This is a genomic window from Gelidibacter gilvus, from assembly GCF_004115975.1.
GTDB lineage: Bacteria > Bacteroidota > Bacteroidia > Flavobacteriales > Flavobacteriaceae > Gelidibacter > Gelidibacter gilvus.
On sequence record NZ_SDDZ01000001.1, the window covers coordinates 218,105 to 234,219 of the forward strand.

Here is a 16,115-nt window from a genome sequence, read left to right on the forward strand (position 1 = left end):
TTTAAAAAACACACAATGAAAAAACACTTATTCTCTTTAACCGCTTTGCTGCTTTTTGGCACTCTTGCCAACGCACAACAGGTTGAATTTGAAGAGTTTGATTTAGACAACGGATTACACGTCATTCTTCATCAAGACAATTCAGCTCCCGTAGTAATTACCTCAGTAATGTATGATGTTGGAGGAAAAGATTATGAACCTGGTCGGACCGGCTTTGCCCACTTTTTTGAACACTTATTGTTTGAAGGCACCAAAAACATTGGTCGTGGCGAATGGTTTACTATTGTCTCTTCAAACGGAGGTTCCAACAATGCCAACACGTCTCAGGATAGAACTTACTATTATGAAGTTTTCCCTTCAAATAATTTAGAACTTGGTTTATGGATGGAGTCTGAGCGTTTGATGCATCCAATCATCAACCAAATTGGTGTGGATACTCAAAATGAAGTGGTAAAGGAAGAAAAAAGATTGCGTTTTGACAATGCTCCTTATGGCGGATTCTTAGCTGCAATTGGCGAGAATTTATTCAAAGTACATCCTTATAAAGAAAAGCTCATTGGTGAAATGGAAGACTTGGATGCTGCTACATTAGAAGAATTCAACGCTTATTTCAAAAAATATTATGTCCCGAATAATGCAGTTTTAGTAGTTGCTGGTGATATTGATGTTGCTAAGACAAAAAAAATGGTGAAGGATTATTTTGGTCCAATCCCAAGAGGTGCTGATGTGGTTAGAAATTTCCCTAAAGAAACACCAGTTACTGAAACAATTAAAGCGAATTACTACGATAACAATATCCAAATTCCAGCCGTTATTGCTGCATACCGTACACCGGGTTTTAAAGAACGCGAATCTTATATATTGGATATGATTTCAAGTTATTTAAGTGGTGGTAAAAGCTCTGTACTTTACAAAAAAATGGTAGATGAAAAGAAAATGGCACTGCAAGCACAGGCCATCAACGTAGGCCAAATGGATTACAGCGTATTTGCAATCCTAGCTTTACCTTTAGGAGATGTGCCATTGGACAGCTTATTGGCTGAAATGGATGAGGAAATCGTTAAACTTCAAAATGAATTGATTTCTGAAAGAGATTACCAGAAACTTAAAAATCAGTTTGAAAACCAATACGTCAACTCTAACTCAAGCGTTTCAGGTATTGCTGAGAATTTGGCAACCAACTACCTTTTAAAAGGTGATGTGAACCTCATCAATAATGAAATTGATATCTATCGTTCTGTCACAAGAGAAGAAATTAGAGATGTTGCCAAAAAATATTTGAGTTCAAACCAACGCCTTGAGCTTGACTATCTTCCAAAAAAAGATAACCAATAATTAAAACTTAAAAACAAACATTGTATCATATGAAAACTTATATATCAGGATTCTTAATGGTGTTTTTTATGGCCTTTTCTGCTCACGCACAAATTGACCGTTCAAAACAACCTCAACCCGGACCTGCTCCAAAAATCGATCTAAAATCACCACAAGAATTCACTCTTAAAAACGGGATGAAAGTTATGGTTGTTGAAAACCATAAACTCCCTAGAGTTTCATTTAGCTTAACTATTGACAATAAACCAGAAACTGAAGGCGCTAAAGCTGGTGTTTCCAGCTTGGTTGGTGGCATGATGGGCAATGGAACCACATCTATCTCTAAAGAACAATTCAATGAAGAAATTGATTTCTTAGGTGCGCGGTTAAACTTCAGTTCTTCGGGAGCTTTTGCCAGTGCCTTAATTCAATATTCTGATAGAATTTTAGAATTAATGGCTGATGCTGTCATCCACCCATTGTTAGTTGAGGACGAGTTCTTAAAAGAGCAAGAACGACTCATTGAAGGCTTAAAGACACAAGAAAAAAGTGTTGATGCTGTTGCTTCACGTGTTGGAGATGCTTTGTCTTATGGCGTAAAGCATCCTTATGGGGAATTTGTAACTACCGAAACTGTCAATAACATCACCTATGGAGATGTGAAGGCTTTTTACGAAGAAAGTTTCAATCCTAATCACGCGTATTTGGTAGTTGTTGGCGATGTGAATTTCAAAACCATTAAATCTCAAATCGAAAAACGTTTCGGAAACTGGACAAAATCTGTAGACATTCAAACGAATGTTCCGGAGGCCATGCCAAATGCCCAATACACACAAATCAATTTTGTGGATATGCCAAACGCGGTACAATCAAACATTGTATTGACCAACAACGTCAATTTGAAAATGAATGATCCAGATTACCATGCCGTATTGATTGCCAATAAAATCTTAGGAGGTGGCTTTGATAGTTACCTTAACATGAACTTACGTGAAAAGCATGCCTATACCTATGGCGCAGGATCTAACGTAAATGCCGATAAATATATTGGTCGTTTTAGAACTAGTACTGCAGTAAGAAATGCCGTTACGGATAGTGCGGTTGTTCAAACATTAAAAGAAATTAAGCGTATTAAAGAAGAACCAGTAGACCCAATAGCTCTTAAAAACGCAAAAGCAAAATACGTAGGCGATTTTGTATTGGCTTTGGAAAGTCCGCAAACTGTGGCGCGTTATGCTTTAAATATTAAGCTGAACAACTTGCCAAAGGATTTTTACGAAACTTTCTTACAGAAAATAAATGCTGTTACTGCTGAGGACGTCACGCGTGTAGCTAACAAATATTTCAAACCTGAAAATGCGCGTATTATCATTGTTGGTAAAGGTGCCGATGTTCTGGAAAACTTAGAGAAAACAGGAATCCCAATTTTATATTTTGACACCTTTGCGAATCCTGTTGATAAGCCGAAATTCACTAAACCAATTCCTGCAGGAGTAACAACTCAAACCGTGATTGACAATTATTTTAAAGCGGTTGGTGGTAAAGACAAAGCGAAATTGGTAAAAACAGTTTGGACTGATGCTAATGTCACTATTGAAGGCATGCCTTTTTCTCCATTGGGCGAAATGAAAGCCATGACACCTAACAAAACCTCTCTGGAAATGTCGATTGAAGGCATGGGTGTGATCATGAAACAAAAATTCAACGGCACCACTGGGTATATGGAACAACAAGGTGCAAAACTTGAACTTACAGAAGATCAGATTGCAGACCAAAAAGCTGAAAATTCAATTTATCCAGAATTGTATTATGAGCCAAGTGCGGTATCTTTAGAAAGTATGATCAGTATTGATGGAAAAGATGCTTATAAAGTAAAAGTCACTTTAAATGGTAAAGATTCTTTCCGTTACTACGAGGTCGAGTCAGGCTATCTAGTAAGAGTTGAAAAAACAACGGAAGCACAAGGACAAACATTTACAACTGTTGAAGATTTTGGCAATTATTCGCCAGTAAAAGAAATGATGTATCCTTACAGCATGTCTGTTACTACCGGACCGCAAGTAATCAAAATGAACGTGACCAACCACAGAGTAAACGAAGGTGTTACTGAAGAAGATTTCAATTAACATCTAGTCATAATAGTATAAATTAAAAAGTCTGAAGTTTTGAACTTCAGACTTTTTTTGTGCTTTATAAAACCCCACACCATATATGAATTTTTTTCAAGGTAACTCCCTGTGTGATAAATTGTTGATTTTTGATGAAAAAAACCTTAACTTTTCTTAAGTTTGTTTCATTATAACCATTTTGAAATCTTTAACTCAAATAGAGTTTTAAATTATTATACACTATGAAAACATTCAAAACACTTGTATTGCTTACTGCCTTGGCACTATTCTCAGTAAGTTGTAAAGAGGCTCAGCCAGAAGTTAAAACAATTGAGATGGAGCAACCAGAAACGGTCTCTGAAAAGCAGTTGGATCCTAATGCCACCTATGCAAAAGCAGAGTTTGGAATAGACGGAATGACCTGCGCCATGGGTTGTGCAAAAATGATTGAAAAGAAAATCGCTAAAATGGATGGCGTAAAATCGGCTACAGTTGATTTTGACACACGTTTGGCAATGGTGGAATATGATAACGCCAAAGTAAGCCCTAGCTCTCTAGAAGAGGCTGTTGTGTCGGTTTCAGACACCTACAGCGTGAAGGACATGAAAAATGTTGACGCATTTTCTACAGACCATAACTGTGGAGCAGATTGTAAAATGGCATGTTGTGCAGATAAGAACATGGGAGACGAACAAGCTTCTATGGATAAAAAAGCATGTAAAGACGACTGTAAAAAGGCTTGTTGCGCTAAAAAGGAGAAAGCCTAAAGCTTCTAACATATTAAGTATTACAAAAACCGCTGTTGCACAATCAGTGGTTTTTTTATTTACCTCAAGGCGTAACCTTTTGGCGCCCACCATGGATGGATTTCAATCACCAAACTGCCTGCTTTAACCATAGGATCGGCATTTGCGAGACTGTCCGCCATTTTTAAAGTAGGCACATTGTATATGGTAATGCCTGTGATATCATTAATATCTCCAAAAGGACCCGAAATATCCGCATACCCTAAATCATACATTTTTTTTAAATGCTCCAAATGAAGTTTTAATAACCGTTTGGATTCTTCTTCGTTTTGAGTTTTCTTGGGACCTGTCTTTAAAAAAGCAATAAAATATTGCTGCATGATAACCGTGTCCTTCGTTTTCTCATCAATAACATCAAAAATTTGATACCCCTTGGTCAACAAGTCTTCTCGGATTTCCGTTTGGGTCCTGGGTTCAGGAATGATCGTATCCAAACGCTCTGAACTGACGGTCACATCATCTTTGTCTATTTTTCGGTATTTCTCATTGCAGGAAGTCAAAAAGAGAATTGCTCCTACTATCCAAATTATATTTTTCATCATTCCGAGGTTTATAAAATTACTACTAAGACCAATTTTTATAAGGGTTCTTTAGCAATTGAGAGTTAAAGTATTTTGCTTGCCCAGTAACTTCCTTACCTAGCCACTTCGGCTTTAAAAACACTTCAGAAACGTGGCTGAGTTCAATCTCTGCCACAATCAGTCCTTCATTAGTGCCAAAAAACTCATCCACTTCAAAAACATGATCTCCAGCATTGACTTCATACCGAATCTTATCAATAACACCTTCTTCACACAGCTTCAACAGCGCCAAGGCATCTGATATGGAAATTTGCTTTTCCCATTCAAAACGCGATACGCCATCTTCTGAGGGTTCGCCTTTTATGGTCAAGAACCCTTCCTCGCCACTAATCCTGACACGAACGACTCGGCGTTTATCTGAATTCAAAAAAGCTTGAACAATTCGGGTTCGCCTAAATGCTTCGGACTTAAACGCGTCTGAAACAACTAAAAACTTACGTTCTATTTCAATTAATTCACTCACCTAATTCTTGTATTTTTTCGGATTCTATTCGTACTGAATTGTACTTATTATTTGCCACCCACACCATACATTTGGCAATGGTTTCTGGGGCAATAGGTTCATAACGTTTAAGTCCTCCAAAACGGAACATGGGTTTTATTAGACCCATTAGGGCATTAAACACATATTCCCCAAATCGAAATTCATCGCGTTTACCGCTAATCAATGACGGTTGTAAAATATAAGTATGTGGAATCTGTTGCTCCAATACGGCAGCTTCCATTTTCCCTTTGGTTCTATTGTAAAAAACTTTGCTCTTCTTTTTGGCTCCCAAAGCTGAAATCACTAAAAATGTATCAATACCATTCTTTTTACAGAGTTTTGCCGCAGCGACAGGTATTCCATAATCAATTTTAACGTAGGTTTCCTTATTTGACGTTTTCGCCTTGGTAGTTCCCACACAACAAAACACTTCATTTGCCTTAAACTTATCGCCATAATGCGACAACTCAAATAGGTCAATGATATATTCTTCTAATTTGGGATGCTTTATATTACAGCTATTTCTTCCAAAAACAATCACATGGCCATAACGCTCATCTTCCAAGAGCATTTTCAATAAAATGCTTCCTGTAAACCCAGTTGCTCCCAAAACAATCGCTGTTTTTGCCATCTTTATAATTTCTGTTCCGTTTAGATGTTATAAATTTACACTATGCCAAACGATTTACCAATAAGAAAGATCATTCATGTAGATATGGACGCCTTTTACGCATCTGTTGAACAAATGGATTTTCCTGAATTAAAAGGCAAAGCATTGGCCGTTGGCGGTAGCGAGAAAAGAGGCGTAGTGGCAGCTGCAAGTTATGAAGCGAGAAAATTTGGCGTACGAAGTGCCATGAGCGGCATGCAAGCCAAACGCAATTGTCCCGAATTGATTTTTGTCCCGCCAAGATTTGATCGCTATAAGGAAATTTCAAAAAAAGTTAGAGCCATATTTTATGACTATACAGATTTGGTGGAACCTCTTTCTTTGGATGAAGCTTATTTGGATGTCACGGAGAATAAAAAAGGAAATCCAAGTGCTTCTTTGATTGCCCAAGAAATTAGAGAACGTATTTTTAAAGAAGTTGGACTTACAGCTTCGGCAGGAATTTCCATTAATAAGTTTGTGGCGAAGATTGCCAGTGATTACAACAAACCTAACGGACAAAAAACGGTGAATCCTGAAGATGTTTTAGACTTTTTAAAAGTCTTGGATATTAGAAAATTTCACGGTGTCGGAAAAGTGACTGCTGATAAAATGTATCAACTGGGTATTTTTACTGGTGAAGATTTAAAATTAAGATCCTTAGACTATCTTGAACAACATTTTGGCAAATCTGGAAGCTATTATTACTACTTGGTTAGAGGCATTCACAACAGTGAAGTCAAACCCAACCGCATCCGAAAATCCTTAGCTGCTGAGCGTACATTTAATGAAAATTTATCAAGTGAGATTTTCATGCTGGAAAAGTTGGAGAAAATTGCTAAAGAAGTTGCCAAGCGCTTGGATCAAAGTAAAGTTGCAGGAAAAACGGTCACTTTAAAAATAAAATACAGCGATTTCACGCTGCAGACCAGAAGCAAAACCTTACCCTATTTTGTGAATAATAAAGAAATCATTCTTGAAACTGCCAAAGATTTATTGTATCAAGAAAAGATGAGCAACTCCGTAAGACTACTTGGTATATCCATGTCCAACCTAAATACTGAAGACAACAAGGCTGCACATGCGAACCATCTAAAACAAACCGTTAACGTCCAATTAAAATTTGGTTTTTAGTTTGAACTGCTTTTAACTTTAATTTTTATTCACACTTATTTCCGCTTTATAATCATCGGGGTCTATTGGTTGATCAGACAATGGATAAGGTGTTATTTTAATTAGTTTGATGGCAATTCCTTCGATGATGGTATCGTTTTGAAATTTGCTGTTAGTGTGCAAATTAAAACTCCTAACAGTATTGTTTTTTGTTAATGTGAAAGCGGCCACGGCATCACCTTCCCAAACGCAAACAACTCCTGTTGGGCATCTGGAATCGTTGAAAATGGAGTCTAAGCAAATTTTGGCGCCACTTTCAAATTTGTCAAAACAACCATTCACTTTTAAATTAATGGAGCCTTGAGTGCCAATATCGTTATCGGCACAACTAAAACTTATACATACAAGTAAAAGAAGGATGGCTTTTTTCATTAGAGTTATACCGTTTATTTTTACAAAATATAAAGTCGCTGCTTTATTAACAGATGCATTTTTAACGAATTGGTTGCGTTTATAAATTTACCTCTTTTTTAATCATAACACAGGTATCAACAAAAAAAACCTCAAAGACTTTGATAGAAAGCCTTTGAGGTTTGTATGTCTATAAGTTAAATCCTATAAAGTTTCTGATATCTAAAAATTACAATTGGTAATTTCAGTAACTCTTAAGGTATTCACCATCCCTTTATCCTGGATAGGCATCGCGGCCAGACTCACCAGCATATCTCCTGTTTCAAGATACCCTTCTTTACATGCTATGGCATTCACATCTTCAATAGTTTCATCGGTACTTACAAACTTATCGTAGAAAAAAGCTTTAACACCCCACAACATACTAAGTTGTGTCAAAATACGCCTGTTGGATGTAAACACTAGAATATGCGAACTTGGTCGCCACGCTGAAATTTGAAAGGCCGTATACCCACTATTTGTTAATGTAGAAATAGCTCTTGCATTGATTTCATTGGCCATATTTGCGGCGTGAAAACAAATGGATTTTGTAATATAACGCTTTGTACGAATATGTGGTGGCGATTGTGGTACCTTAATCAAAGGTGAATCTTCCACACTTTTAATAATATTGCTCATTTGTCTGATCACTTGCACAGGATACTGTCCTACCGAAGTTTCTCCAGAAAGCATCACAGCGTCTGCGCCATCCATTACAGAGTTGGCAACGTCATTAACCTCTGCACGCGTTGGGGTCAAACTGGAAATCATAGTTTCCATCATTTGAGTGGCAATAATTACAGGAATTCGTGCTCGTTTGGCTCTTAAAACCAATTGTTTTTGAATTAAAGGAACTTCCTCTGCAGGAATTTCCACGCCCAAATCACCACGCGCTACCATTAATCCATCACAATACGCAACGATTTTATCGATGTTTTCTACCGCTTCTGGTTTCTCAATTTTAGCAATGATCGGAATTTTATGATCACTATGCTTCTTGATCAATTCTTCAAGCTCCATTAAGTCTTCCGCATGGCGCACAAAAGATAAAGCCATCCAATCCACTTTCATCTTGATCGCAAAAATGGCATCTTTAATGTCCTTTTCTGTCAACGCTGGTTGTGAAATATTGGTATTGGGAAGGTTAACACCTTTCTTGGACTTCAAAGGACCGCCTTGAATGACACGGGCCTTAACTTCAGATTTCTTATCTGTAGAAATCACTTCAAAAATCAATTTCCCGTCATCGAGTAATATGCGTTCGCCTATTTTTGCGTCTTGAGGGAATTTATCATAGGTCATATAGACACGTTCTTTTGTGCCTTCAAACTTTTTACCTGTCGCAAAAATAATTTCATCGCCTTCGTTAACGATAACCTCGCCTTTCATTACGCCAACGCGTAATTTTGGCCCTTGTAAATCGCCCAAAATGGCAGCATTATATCCAAATTCCTCATTGAGTTCACGAATCATTTTGATGCGCTCTTCAACATCTGCATAATCAGCATGGGAAAAGTTAATTCTAAAGACGTCTACACCTTCATCAAGCATTGCTTTTAATACGGCTTTAGTACTTGTAGCTGGTCCTAACGTGGCTACTATTTTTGTTTTTTTTCGTTTTTGCATTAATCAAAAAATTAAATTATCTCTAGACCTTAATTGGTCTACATCAATAGTGTAGGTTGTTATTACTTGAGGGATGGCCTGGATTTTGTCCAACATCAGCTTTTCGTCCAAATACCGGTCGTCATTGGTGATTTTAATCAAGAAGTCCACATTCTTTAATTCAGGAAGCAAATGATATGTTTTCAATACTTTTTCGCTGGTTGAAAATAATGAACCGGAACTTTGCAAACTATCCTCTTCTTTTTTACAAACGTTTGACACCATATGCCAAGTTGTAAAAAACTCTTCATCGAACCATTCATAAATTGGATAGGTAGCAGCAAAATATTTGTAGTCTAAATCTTGAGGTTGACGTTTCAGGTTCAGGTTCAAATATTTATTGAGAAGATACGCCAATCTGTAATCTTCCAATCTACAATGTACGGCTAAAAGTGAGTAGGATGCGTCATAAAAATCATCTACAAGTAGTTTGTGTAACGCCATAGTGATAATAACATGAGCCGTAAAGATAGTACTTTATATCCACTGTAATATCAAGTTTGGTATTATCTTAACAGGCGCAGCAAGCGAAATCGTTATAGTTAGTAACTTTTATTGAAAGCCGAGACCTATTCCTTAAAAGATCGGTTTATCTGGTTTTGAAAAGCAAAAAAAGCACGTTTGGAAGCCTTTTCTTCGGCCTTCTTTTTTGAAGTTGCTCGTGCTTTGGAAACTACTTTTCCATCTATGGAGAGCTTAACGGAAAAATGCTTGAGATTGTCATTCCCCGTATCTTCATAAACATTATAGTCAAAAGTTTTCTTTTCTTTTTGGCACCATTCAATCAACAAGCTTTTATAGCTAATAACTTTGCCTTCCAGCGTTTCAATATCAATATGCTTGTTAATGACTTTTTTATTGATGAACTTCTCGCATTGCTTATAGCCTTTGTCTAAAAAAACAGCACCAATAAGGGCTTCAAACAAGTTGCCGTGAATGTTACTGCCGAAATTATTTTTAGGGATTTTAGATTCGACAAAGTCGATGAGCTTAAGTTCCTTGCCCAATTCATTAAGATGCTCCCTGCTGACTACTTTAGAGCGCATTTTTGTCAAATAGCCTTCATCTCCCTCTGGCACTTCGTCATAAAGATAAGCGGCTATAACAAGACCTAGCATGGCATCTCCAACAAATTCGAGCCTTTCATAGTTGAGCGCCATTCCTTTTTCGTCCTTGATGTTCATGGAACGATGGGTAAACGCCTTGATGTAAAGACTCTTGTTTTTAGGTTTATAACCTAAGATTTTTTGAAGTTCTAAAAAAAAATTCCCGTCATTTTTGGAACGGGAATTTAATATGTTACGAATGTAATTCATTCGGGATTTAATCTAATTTTTTGAATAATACACAAGCGTTATGACCGCCAAATCCAAAAGTATTACTCATAGCCACTTTAACCTCTCTCTTTTGAGCCTTGTTAAGTGTTAAGTTTAATTGCGGATCAATATTTTCATCAACAACCGAATGGTTGATCGTTGGAGGCACAATGCCGTGTTCCATCGCCAAAATAGAGGCAATGGCCTCAATGGCACCAGCAGCACCCAACAAATGACCTGTCATTGATTTTGTTGAATTGATATTGATGTTCTTGGCATGTTCACCAAAAACTTCCGTAATAGCTTTAAGTTCGGCAACATCACCTAAAGGTGTGGAAGTACCGTGAGTGTTGATATGATCAACATCTTCCGGCTTCAATCCAGCATTTTCCAAACAATTTTTCATTACGGCAATAACTCCTATTCCCTCAGGATGCGGGGCAGTCATATGATAGGCATCAGACGACAATCCGCCTCCCACTACCTCTGCATATATCTTGGCTCCTCTTTCCTTGGCATGCTCATATTCTTCCAAAATGATCGCACCGGCACCTTCACCCAAAACAAAACCATCTCTGGTAGCGTCAAATGGTCTCGAAGCCGTTTCCGGACTATCATTCCTAGTTGATAAGGCATGCATGGCATTAAAGCCACCCATTCCTGCAATGGTAACCGCTGCTTCACTACCGCCCGTAACAATCACATCGCAATAGCCCAAACGAATATAGTTTAGGGCGTCAATCATTGCATTGGCAGCAGATGCACAGGCCGAAACCGTGGTATAGTTAGGACCCATAAATCCATGTTTAATGGAAATGTTCCCTGGAGCTATATCTGCAATCATTTTCGGAATAAAGAAAGGATTGAAACGCGGGGTTCCATCTCCTGCGGCAAAATTAAGCACCTCATTTTGAAAAGTCTCTAACCCTCCAATACCAGCCCCCCAAATAACACCAACGCGAAGTTTATCGACAACATTAAGATCCAATTTAGCATCTGCTATGGCTTCATCTGAAGCCACCATGGCATACTGTGTAAATCGGTCCATTCTGTTGACCAGCTTCCTGTCAATGAATTGGGTAGCATCAAAGTTTTTTAATTCGCACGCGAATTTCGTTTTGAACTTTTCAGTATCAAAATATGTTATTGGCGCGGCACCACTTTTACCATTAACCAGAGCATCCCAAAATTCATCTTTGGTATTCCCGATTGGTGTAAGAGCACCTAACCCTGTAACTACAACTCGCCTTAATTCCATAAAGTCTGTTACTTATTTGGCTGCTTCTATATAAGAGATAGCTTGACCTACTGTAGCAATATTCTCTGCTTGGTCATCTGGAATTTGGATATCAAATTCTTTCTCGAATTCCATGATTAATTCCACAGTATCCAAAGAATCTGCTCCTAAATCATTTGTGAAGCTTGCTTCAGTGACAACTTCGTTCTCGTCTACACCTAATTTGTCTACTATAATCGCTTTTACTCTTGATGCAATGTCTGACATAATCTTTAATTTTAAGTTTTATTAATTGGCAAAAATAAAAAACTTTAGTTTAAAACCCATTTTTATTTCTACAATGTGTTTGTAATTTAGCAAAAATACATCTAAGTATTTCTATTTTACCTCCTAATTGTTAATAATTATTCTTTTTTTTGTTTTTGAATTGGAAGCTAATATCTGTAAATGAAATGAGATTATGGAATTTTGCTGAACATTTTTTAATTTGATAGTAAATTGCACCTACATTTTGACAGACAGGTCTGACAATAATTTAAAAATATAAAGTAGCAGATGAAACGTATCGTAATTTTTGCGTCCGGAAGTGGTACTAATGCTGAAAATTTAATCAAATATTTTCACAACAGAGATATTGGTTCTGTCATTCAGGTGTTGACTAACAATCCTCATGCCAAAGTTTTAGATCGTTGCAAAAATCTAAAGGTAAGCGCGCTGTCTTTTAACAGAATAGCATTTTCAGAGAGCAATGATGTCCTCAATATCTTAAAAGCCTCTCAACCCGATTTGATTGTTTTGGCCGGATTTTTATGGAAGTTTCCAGATTTCATACTTCATGAATTTCCAAATAAAGTCATCAACATCCATCCTGCCTTACTTCCCAAATACGGCGGAAAAGGAATGTACGGCAGTTTTGTCCATGATGCGGTGGTGGCGAATAAAGAAGTTGAAACAGGAATTACCATCCATTATGTCAATGAACATTATGATGAAGGAGCGATTATTTTTCAGGTGAAATGTGCAGTGAACCCATCAGATAATGCTGAAACGGTGGCGGCAAAAATACATGAATTGGAAATGGAACATTTTCCGAAAGTGGTGGAGGAGTTGTTGAAATCTCAATGATCAGATCCCCGATTCCAAAAGCAATCCGTGTCTAAAAATTAATGAGATTCCCGCCTTCGCGGGAAGTAAACATGAGCAAAAAGAAAAAATACTACACCGTCTGGAAAGGCCACAAAACCGGCATCTTTGAAAAATGGAATGATTGCAAAGCCCAAATCAAAGATTTTCCAGGTGCGCAATACAAGTCTTTTGAAACCTTTGATGCAGCGAAAAAGGCATTAGACGGAAGTTATTTTGACTATATCGGGAAATCCAAAAGTTTTAAAAGTGATTTGACCGAAGCACAACTCAACAAAATAGGACAACCCAACTACAACTCTATTTCAGTGGATGCGGCTTCAAGTGGTAACCCTGGAATTATGGAATATAGAGGCGTGGATACCAAAACAAAAAAACAACTGTTCATCCAAGGCCCGTTTCCTGAGGGCACGAATAATATCGGTGAATTCTTGGCACTTGTCCATGGTTTGGCATTCTTGCAAAAACACGATAGCCAACGTATTCTTTACACAGATTCAAAAATCGCGATGAGCTGGGTCAAGAAAAAAACATGTAATACAAAATTACCTCGCAACGCAAAAAATAAGGAATTATTTGAATTGGTGGATCGCGCTGTAAATTGGCTTAAAACGAATACTTATAATACCACGATTGTGAAATGGGAAACGAAAGCTTGGGGGGAAATTCCTGCGGATTTTGGGAGGAAATGATTTACTGATACAGCCGCTTTTGGTGCATAATCCTCTGAATAAAAACGGTATCACCTTCAACTAAATAATGAACACCAAAAGGAAACACTTTGGTAAAAACAATTTTGATATGGCGATAGCGTTTTAGAAAATGCTCGGGGTTCATAGTGATTCTATCAATGGTTTCGCTCACATCAAGTTTAAATTTTGCAGATAACTCCTGAGAGACTGCCAAATAATAAGTATTGGCTTCTATCAAATCCAATTTCGATTCGTTACTAAATTTCATCAAAAAAGACATTAAAACAGTTCTTTCTTAACCTCATCCCACGACGTGTAGTTTGTTTTTCCCTTGTTATGATTGTCAATCATTTTGTCCATCATCGTTTTATAGGCTTCAGAAGGTTCAAATGAATAAGCATTTTCCCGTAATACAAATTCCATATAATTCTTTAAATTTCGACCTTGGGCCTTTGCCTTTTCTTCAAGAATAGACAGCGTTTCTTCGTCTAAAACAATCTCTTTACGTTTTTTTTGTAATTCCATGATTCGTAATTATTACGATAAATATACGTATTTTATACGGAACAGAACCTCAAGAAGTGAGGTTTTTGTCCTAATCATATTTGTGAGAATGCGCATCAATTAGATGAAATACTTTTGCGATCATGAAAAAAGTTATCTTCATGTTATTTTCCATATGGAATGAATTAAAATAAGTATCTTGATTCATAGAAACAATTTATTCTATTTAAATAAATATGTCCTACCTATCTTCCATACATATCGAAACCAACAGGACTCACCCTTTCCCTTATGATATTCCTGCAATCAAATATGCCAAAAACATTGATGTATCCAACCCAATCACGTTTTTGGTTGGAGAAAACGGCTCAGGAAAATCGACCTTGTTGGAAACATTGGCATGTAGATTACAACTGCCCCACATGGATGGTGCCGATTACAACAAACCTAGTTTTAATGCGGCAAAAAGACTATTACCTTTTTTAGAGCTCACTTGGACTATTGAGCGTCCTACAGGGTTTTTCTTTAGGGCTGAAGATTTTGGAGATTATCTGAACAGTGTGAATAGAACAGATGCCCAGATCCAAAATAATTTTTCTGATTTAGAAGGCCATGTTCCAGATCACATCATCAATCAAATGAAAGAGAATGCCAATTATCAACTTCGTTATATGAGAAAAAACTATGGCCAAGAATTAAACGCCTTTTCACATGGGGAAGCCTACCTTCATATCATGAACCAAATGATAAAGTCACCCGGTATTTATTTGTTAGATGAACCCGAGGCAGCACTTTCTCCGTCAAAACAATTATCCTTTATCTATTTTCTCCATAACCACTTGCAAAATCATTTATCCCAGTTCATAATTGCCACACATTCCCCAATGCTTATGGCTTATCCTGGAGCAACCATTTATGAGATTACCAATGAAGGAATGCAGGCAACTCCGCTTGAAAACACTGATCATTATTCGGTTACAAAATCATTTTTGAATGACCCCAATGCCTTTTTACGTCATTTCAATTCTGAATAAACATGTATAAATTCGTCGAAAATAGTACTGAATTCGTGACTAAAAAGCATTATCTTTGCACCAAATTTTGAAACCGCAATATGAGCAAATTAGTAATTGTTGGTACCGTTGCCTTTGACGCCATCGAAACACCTTTTGGAAAAACTGATAAAATCTTGGGCGGAGCTGCAACCTTTATAGGTCTAGCAGCATCCCAATTTAATGTAGACGCCGCAATTGTTTCGGTTGTTGGCGGTGATTTCCCTCAAGAATACTTAGACTTGTTAGCTAATAAAAATCTTGATATCTCTGGTGTTGAAATTGTAAAAGAGGGCAAAACCTTCTTTTGGAGTGGTAAATACCATAATGATATGAACACCCGTGATACTTTGGCAACAGAACTTAACGTGCTTGCCGATTTCAATCCGGTAGTTCCGGAAAACTATAAGAACGCAGATGTGGTCATGCTTGGCAATTTACATCCGCTGGTTCAAATGGGTGTTTTAGAGCAAATGAACAAAAAACCAAAAATAGTGATTTTAGACACTATGAATTTTTGGATGGATTGTGCTTTGGACGAGTTAAAATCAGTCATCAAAAAAGTGGACGTGATCACCATTAACGATGAAGAAGCGCGTCAATTGACTGGAGAATACTCGCTTGTAGTGGCTGCCCAAAAAATTCAAAAGATGGGTCCAAAATATGTGGTGATCAAAAAAGGAGAGCATGGCGCTTTATTATTCCATGGCGAAAACGTCTTTTTTGCACCGGCCTTACCTTTGAAAGAAGTGTTTGATCCAACCGGCGCTGGCGACACATTTGCTGGAGGGTTCGCAGGATATTTGGCGAAAACAGAAGATTATTCTTTTGAGAATATGAAAACTGCGGTTATTTACGGGTCCACATTAGCTTCGTTTTGTGTTGAAAAATTTGGTACAGAACGGATGAAACAACTCGAAGACAAAGAAGTCTATCAGCGATTGAGTCAGTTTAAGCAACTCACCCAGTTTGAAATCGTCTTAGAGAATCATCAATAATTT

At 37.3% G+C, this 16,115-nt stretch carries 19 protein-coding genes; 8 read left to right on the plus strand and 11 right to left on the minus strand.

The features are described 5' to 3' along the window. Nucleotides 1-15 precede the first annotated feature (15 nt). The 3 genes from ESZ48_RS00945 to ESZ48_RS00955 all read left to right on the plus strand — a co-directional run bounded on the left by ESZ48_RS00945 (nucleotide 16) and on the right by ESZ48_RS00955 (nucleotide 4,189). Nucleotides 16-1,335, plus strand: coding sequence for a M16 family metallopeptidase (locus tag ESZ48_RS00945; protein WP_129015436.1), 1,320 nt, complete (start codon nucleotides 16-18; stop codon nucleotides 1,333-1,335). A 29-nt stretch (nucleotides 1,336-1,364) separates the two neighbouring features. Further along, nucleotides 1,365-3,440: a M16 family metallopeptidase gene (locus ESZ48_RS00950; RefSeq protein WP_190246177.1), complete on the plus strand. Its 2,076-nt coding sequence runs from the start codon at nucleotides 1,365-1,367 to the stop codon at nucleotides 3,438-3,440. Nucleotides 3,441-3,664: 224 nt separating this feature from the next. Beyond that, nucleotides 3,665-4,189, plus strand: coding sequence for a heavy-metal-associated domain-containing protein (locus tag ESZ48_RS00955; RefSeq protein ID WP_129015437.1), 525 nt, complete (start codon nucleotides 3,665-3,667; stop codon nucleotides 4,187-4,189). A gap of 59 nt (nucleotides 4,190-4,248) precedes the next feature. On the opposite strand, the gene ESZ48_RS00960 is transcribed toward ESZ48_RS00955, so the two are convergent. From ESZ48_RS00960 to ESZ48_RS00970, 3 genes are read right to left on the minus strand one after another with little or no spacing between them, the layout of a single operon-like run. Then, nucleotides 4,249-4,767 carry a YciI family protein gene (locus tag ESZ48_RS00960; RefSeq protein ID WP_129016034.1) on the minus strand — a complete coding sequence of 173 codons (519 nt, stop codon included), beginning with the start codon at nucleotides 4,765-4,767 and terminating at the stop codon, nucleotides 4,249-4,251. A 25-nt stretch (nucleotides 4,768-4,792) separates the two neighbouring features. Beyond that, entirely contained in the window at nucleotides 4,793-5,272 is a 480-nt protein-coding gene (locus ESZ48_RS00965; RefSeq protein ID WP_129015438.1) for a CYTH domain-containing protein, read from the minus strand. Then, entirely contained in the window at nucleotides 5,265-5,924 is a 660-nt protein-coding gene (locus ESZ48_RS00970; RefSeq protein ID WP_129015439.1) for an NAD(P)H-binding protein, read from the minus strand. The genes ESZ48_RS00965 and ESZ48_RS00970 overlap by 8 nt, the downstream gene beginning before the upstream one ends. Nucleotides 5,925-5,966: 42 nt before the next feature. Between ESZ48_RS00970 and dinB the strand changes: the two genes are divergently transcribed. Then, nucleotides 5,967-7,076 carry a DNA polymerase IV gene (dinB, locus tag ESZ48_RS00975; protein WP_129015440.1) on the plus strand — a complete coding sequence of 370 codons (1,110 nt, stop codon included), beginning with the start codon at nucleotides 5,967-5,969 and terminating at the stop codon, nucleotides 7,074-7,076. Nucleotides 7,077-7,094: 18 nt separating this feature from the next. Here dinB and ESZ48_RS00980 read toward each other — a convergent pair whose 3' ends face one another. From ESZ48_RS00980 to ESZ48_RS01005, 6 genes are all read right to left on the minus strand, one after another. Then, a complete protein-coding gene (locus tag ESZ48_RS00980) occupies nucleotides 7,095-7,487 on the minus strand; it encodes a hypothetical protein (protein ID WP_129015441.1) in 393 nt (130 codons plus the stop codon). A gap of 201 nt (nucleotides 7,488-7,688) precedes the next feature. Continuing rightward, nucleotides 7,689-9,131, minus strand: coding sequence for a pyruvate kinase (gene pyk / locus ESZ48_RS00985; protein ID WP_129015442.1), 1,443 nt, complete (start codon nucleotides 9,129-9,131; stop codon nucleotides 7,689-7,691). 3 nt (nucleotides 9,132-9,134) lie between these two features. After that, a complete protein-coding gene (locus ESZ48_RS00990; protein ID WP_129015443.1) occupies nucleotides 9,135-9,614 on the minus strand; it encodes an IPExxxVDY family protein in 480 nt (159 codons plus the stop codon). A gap of 125 nt (nucleotides 9,615-9,739) precedes the next feature. Further along, a complete protein-coding gene (gene rnc / locus ESZ48_RS00995) occupies nucleotides 9,740-10,486 on the minus strand; it encodes a ribonuclease III (protein ID WP_129015444.1) in 747 nt (248 codons plus the stop codon). 7 nt (nucleotides 10,487-10,493) lie between these two features. Further along, entirely contained in the window at nucleotides 10,494-11,744 is a 1,251-nt protein-coding gene (gene fabF / locus ESZ48_RS01000) for a beta-ketoacyl-ACP synthase II (protein ID WP_129015445.1), read from the minus strand. A 12-nt stretch (nucleotides 11,745-11,756) separates the two neighbouring features. Beyond that, nucleotides 11,757-11,990 carry an acyl carrier protein gene (locus ESZ48_RS01005; protein WP_007647141.1) on the minus strand — a complete coding sequence of 78 codons (234 nt, stop codon included), beginning with the start codon at nucleotides 11,988-11,990 and terminating at the stop codon, nucleotides 11,757-11,759. A 288-nt stretch (nucleotides 11,991-12,278) separates the two neighbouring features. Here ESZ48_RS01005 and purN point away from each other — a divergent pair, with 288 nt between their 5' ends. Both purN and ESZ48_RS01015 read left to right on the plus strand, forming a co-directional pair. Beyond that, nucleotides 12,279-12,848, plus strand: a complete 570-nt coding sequence (gene purN, locus ESZ48_RS01010; RefSeq protein WP_129015446.1) for a phosphoribosylglycinamide formyltransferase — start codon at nucleotides 12,279-12,281, stop codon at nucleotides 12,846-12,848. 71 nt (nucleotides 12,849-12,919) lie between these two features. Next, entirely contained in the window at nucleotides 12,920-13,558 is a 639-nt protein-coding gene (locus ESZ48_RS01015; protein WP_129015447.1) for a ribonuclease H1 domain-containing protein, read from the plus strand. Nucleotide 13,559: 1 nt separating this feature from the next. Here ESZ48_RS01015 and ESZ48_RS01020 read toward each other — a convergent pair whose 3' ends face one another. Together ESZ48_RS01020 and ESZ48_RS01025 are read right to left on the minus strand one after the other, a co-directional pair. Beyond that, on the minus strand, nucleotides 13,560-13,826 hold the full coding sequence (locus tag ESZ48_RS01020) for a type II toxin-antitoxin system RelE/ParE family toxin (RefSeq protein ID WP_190246178.1): 267 nt from the start codon (nucleotides 13,824-13,826) through the stop codon (nucleotides 13,560-13,562). Nucleotides 13,827-13,837: 11 nt separating this feature from the next. Continuing rightward, complete coding sequence (locus tag ESZ48_RS01025; RefSeq protein ID WP_129015449.1) at nucleotides 13,838-14,083, minus strand: hypothetical protein; 246 nt, start codon at nucleotides 14,081-14,083, stop codon at nucleotides 13,838-13,840. Between the two features lie 215 nt (nucleotides 14,084-14,298). Here ESZ48_RS01025 and ESZ48_RS01030 point away from each other — a divergent pair, with 215 nt between their 5' ends. Both ESZ48_RS01030 and ESZ48_RS01035 read left to right on the plus strand, forming a co-directional pair. Then, on the plus strand, nucleotides 14,299-15,096 hold the full coding sequence (locus ESZ48_RS01030) for an AAA family ATPase (protein ID WP_129015450.1): 798 nt from the start codon (nucleotides 14,299-14,301) through the stop codon (nucleotides 15,094-15,096). Nucleotides 15,097-15,176: 80 nt separating this feature from the next. Continuing rightward, nucleotides 15,177-16,112, plus strand: coding sequence for a PfkB family carbohydrate kinase (locus ESZ48_RS01035; protein ID WP_129015451.1), 936 nt, complete (start codon nucleotides 15,177-15,179; stop codon nucleotides 16,110-16,112). The last annotated feature ends 3 nt before the right edge of the window (nucleotides 16,113-16,115 follow it).

Bases quoted from the DNA above. Each gene is read 5' to 3' on its own strand.
- ESZ48_RS01025 (WP_129015449.1), bottom strand. From the start codon at position 14,083: ATGGAATTACAAAAAAAACGTAAAGAGATTGTTTTAGACGAAGAAACG.
- ESZ48_RS01015 (WP_129015447.1), top strand. From the start codon at position 12,920: ATGAGCAAAAAGAAAAAATACTACACCGTCTGGAAAGGCCACAAAACC.
- fabF (WP_129015445.1), bottom strand. From the start codon at position 11,744: ATGGAATTAAGGCGAGTTGTAGTTACAGGGTTAGGTGCTCTTACACCA.
- ESZ48_RS00990 (WP_129015443.1), bottom strand. From the start codon at position 9,614: ATGGCGTTACACAAACTACTTGTAGATGATTTTTATGACGCATCCTAC.
- ESZ48_RS00960 (WP_129016034.1), bottom strand. From the start codon at position 4,767: ATGAAAAATATAATTTGGATAGTAGGAGCAATTCTCTTTTTGACTTCC.
- ESZ48_RS00970 (WP_129015439.1), bottom strand. From the start codon at position 5,924: ATGGCAAAAACAGCGATTGTTTTGGGAGCAACTGGGTTTACAGGAAGC.
- ESZ48_RS01005 (WP_007647141.1), bottom strand. From the start codon at position 11,990: ATGTCAGACATTGCATCAAGAGTAAAAGCGATTATAGTAGACAAATTA.
- ESZ48_RS00945 (WP_129015436.1), top strand. From the start codon at position 16: ATGAAAAAACACTTATTCTCTTTAACCGCTTTGCTGCTTTTTGGCACT.
- rnc (WP_129015444.1), bottom strand. From the start codon at position 10,486: ATGAATTACATTCGTAACATATTAAATTCCCGTTCCAAAAATGACGGG.
- ESZ48_RS00980 (WP_129015441.1), bottom strand. From the start codon at position 7,487: ATGAAAAAAGCCATCCTTCTTTTACTTGTATGTATAAGTTTTAGTTGT.
- ESZ48_RS01020 (WP_190246178.1), bottom strand. From the start codon at position 13,826: ATGAAATTTAGTAACGAATCGAAATTGGATTTGATAGAAGCCAATACT.
- dinB (WP_129015440.1), top strand. From the start codon at position 5,967: ATGCCAAACGATTTACCAATAAGAAAGATCATTCATGTAGATATGGAC.
- pyk (WP_129015442.1), bottom strand. From the start codon at position 9,131: ATGCAAAAACGAAAAAAAACAAAAATAGTAGCCACGTTAGGACCAGCT.
- ESZ48_RS00955 (WP_129015437.1), top strand. From the start codon at position 3,665: ATGAAAACATTCAAAACACTTGTATTGCTTACTGCCTTGGCACTATTC.
- ESZ48_RS01035 (WP_129015451.1), top strand. From the start codon at position 15,177: ATGAGCAAATTAGTAATTGTTGGTACCGTTGCCTTTGACGCCATCGAA.
- purN (WP_129015446.1), top strand. From the start codon at position 12,279: ATGAAACGTATCGTAATTTTTGCGTCCGGAAGTGGTACTAATGCTGAA.
- ESZ48_RS01030 (WP_129015450.1), top strand. From the start codon at position 14,299: ATGTCCTACCTATCTTCCATACATATCGAAACCAACAGGACTCACCCT.
- ESZ48_RS00950 (WP_190246177.1), top strand. From the start codon at position 1,365: ATGAAAACTTATATATCAGGATTCTTAATGGTGTTTTTTATGGCCTTT.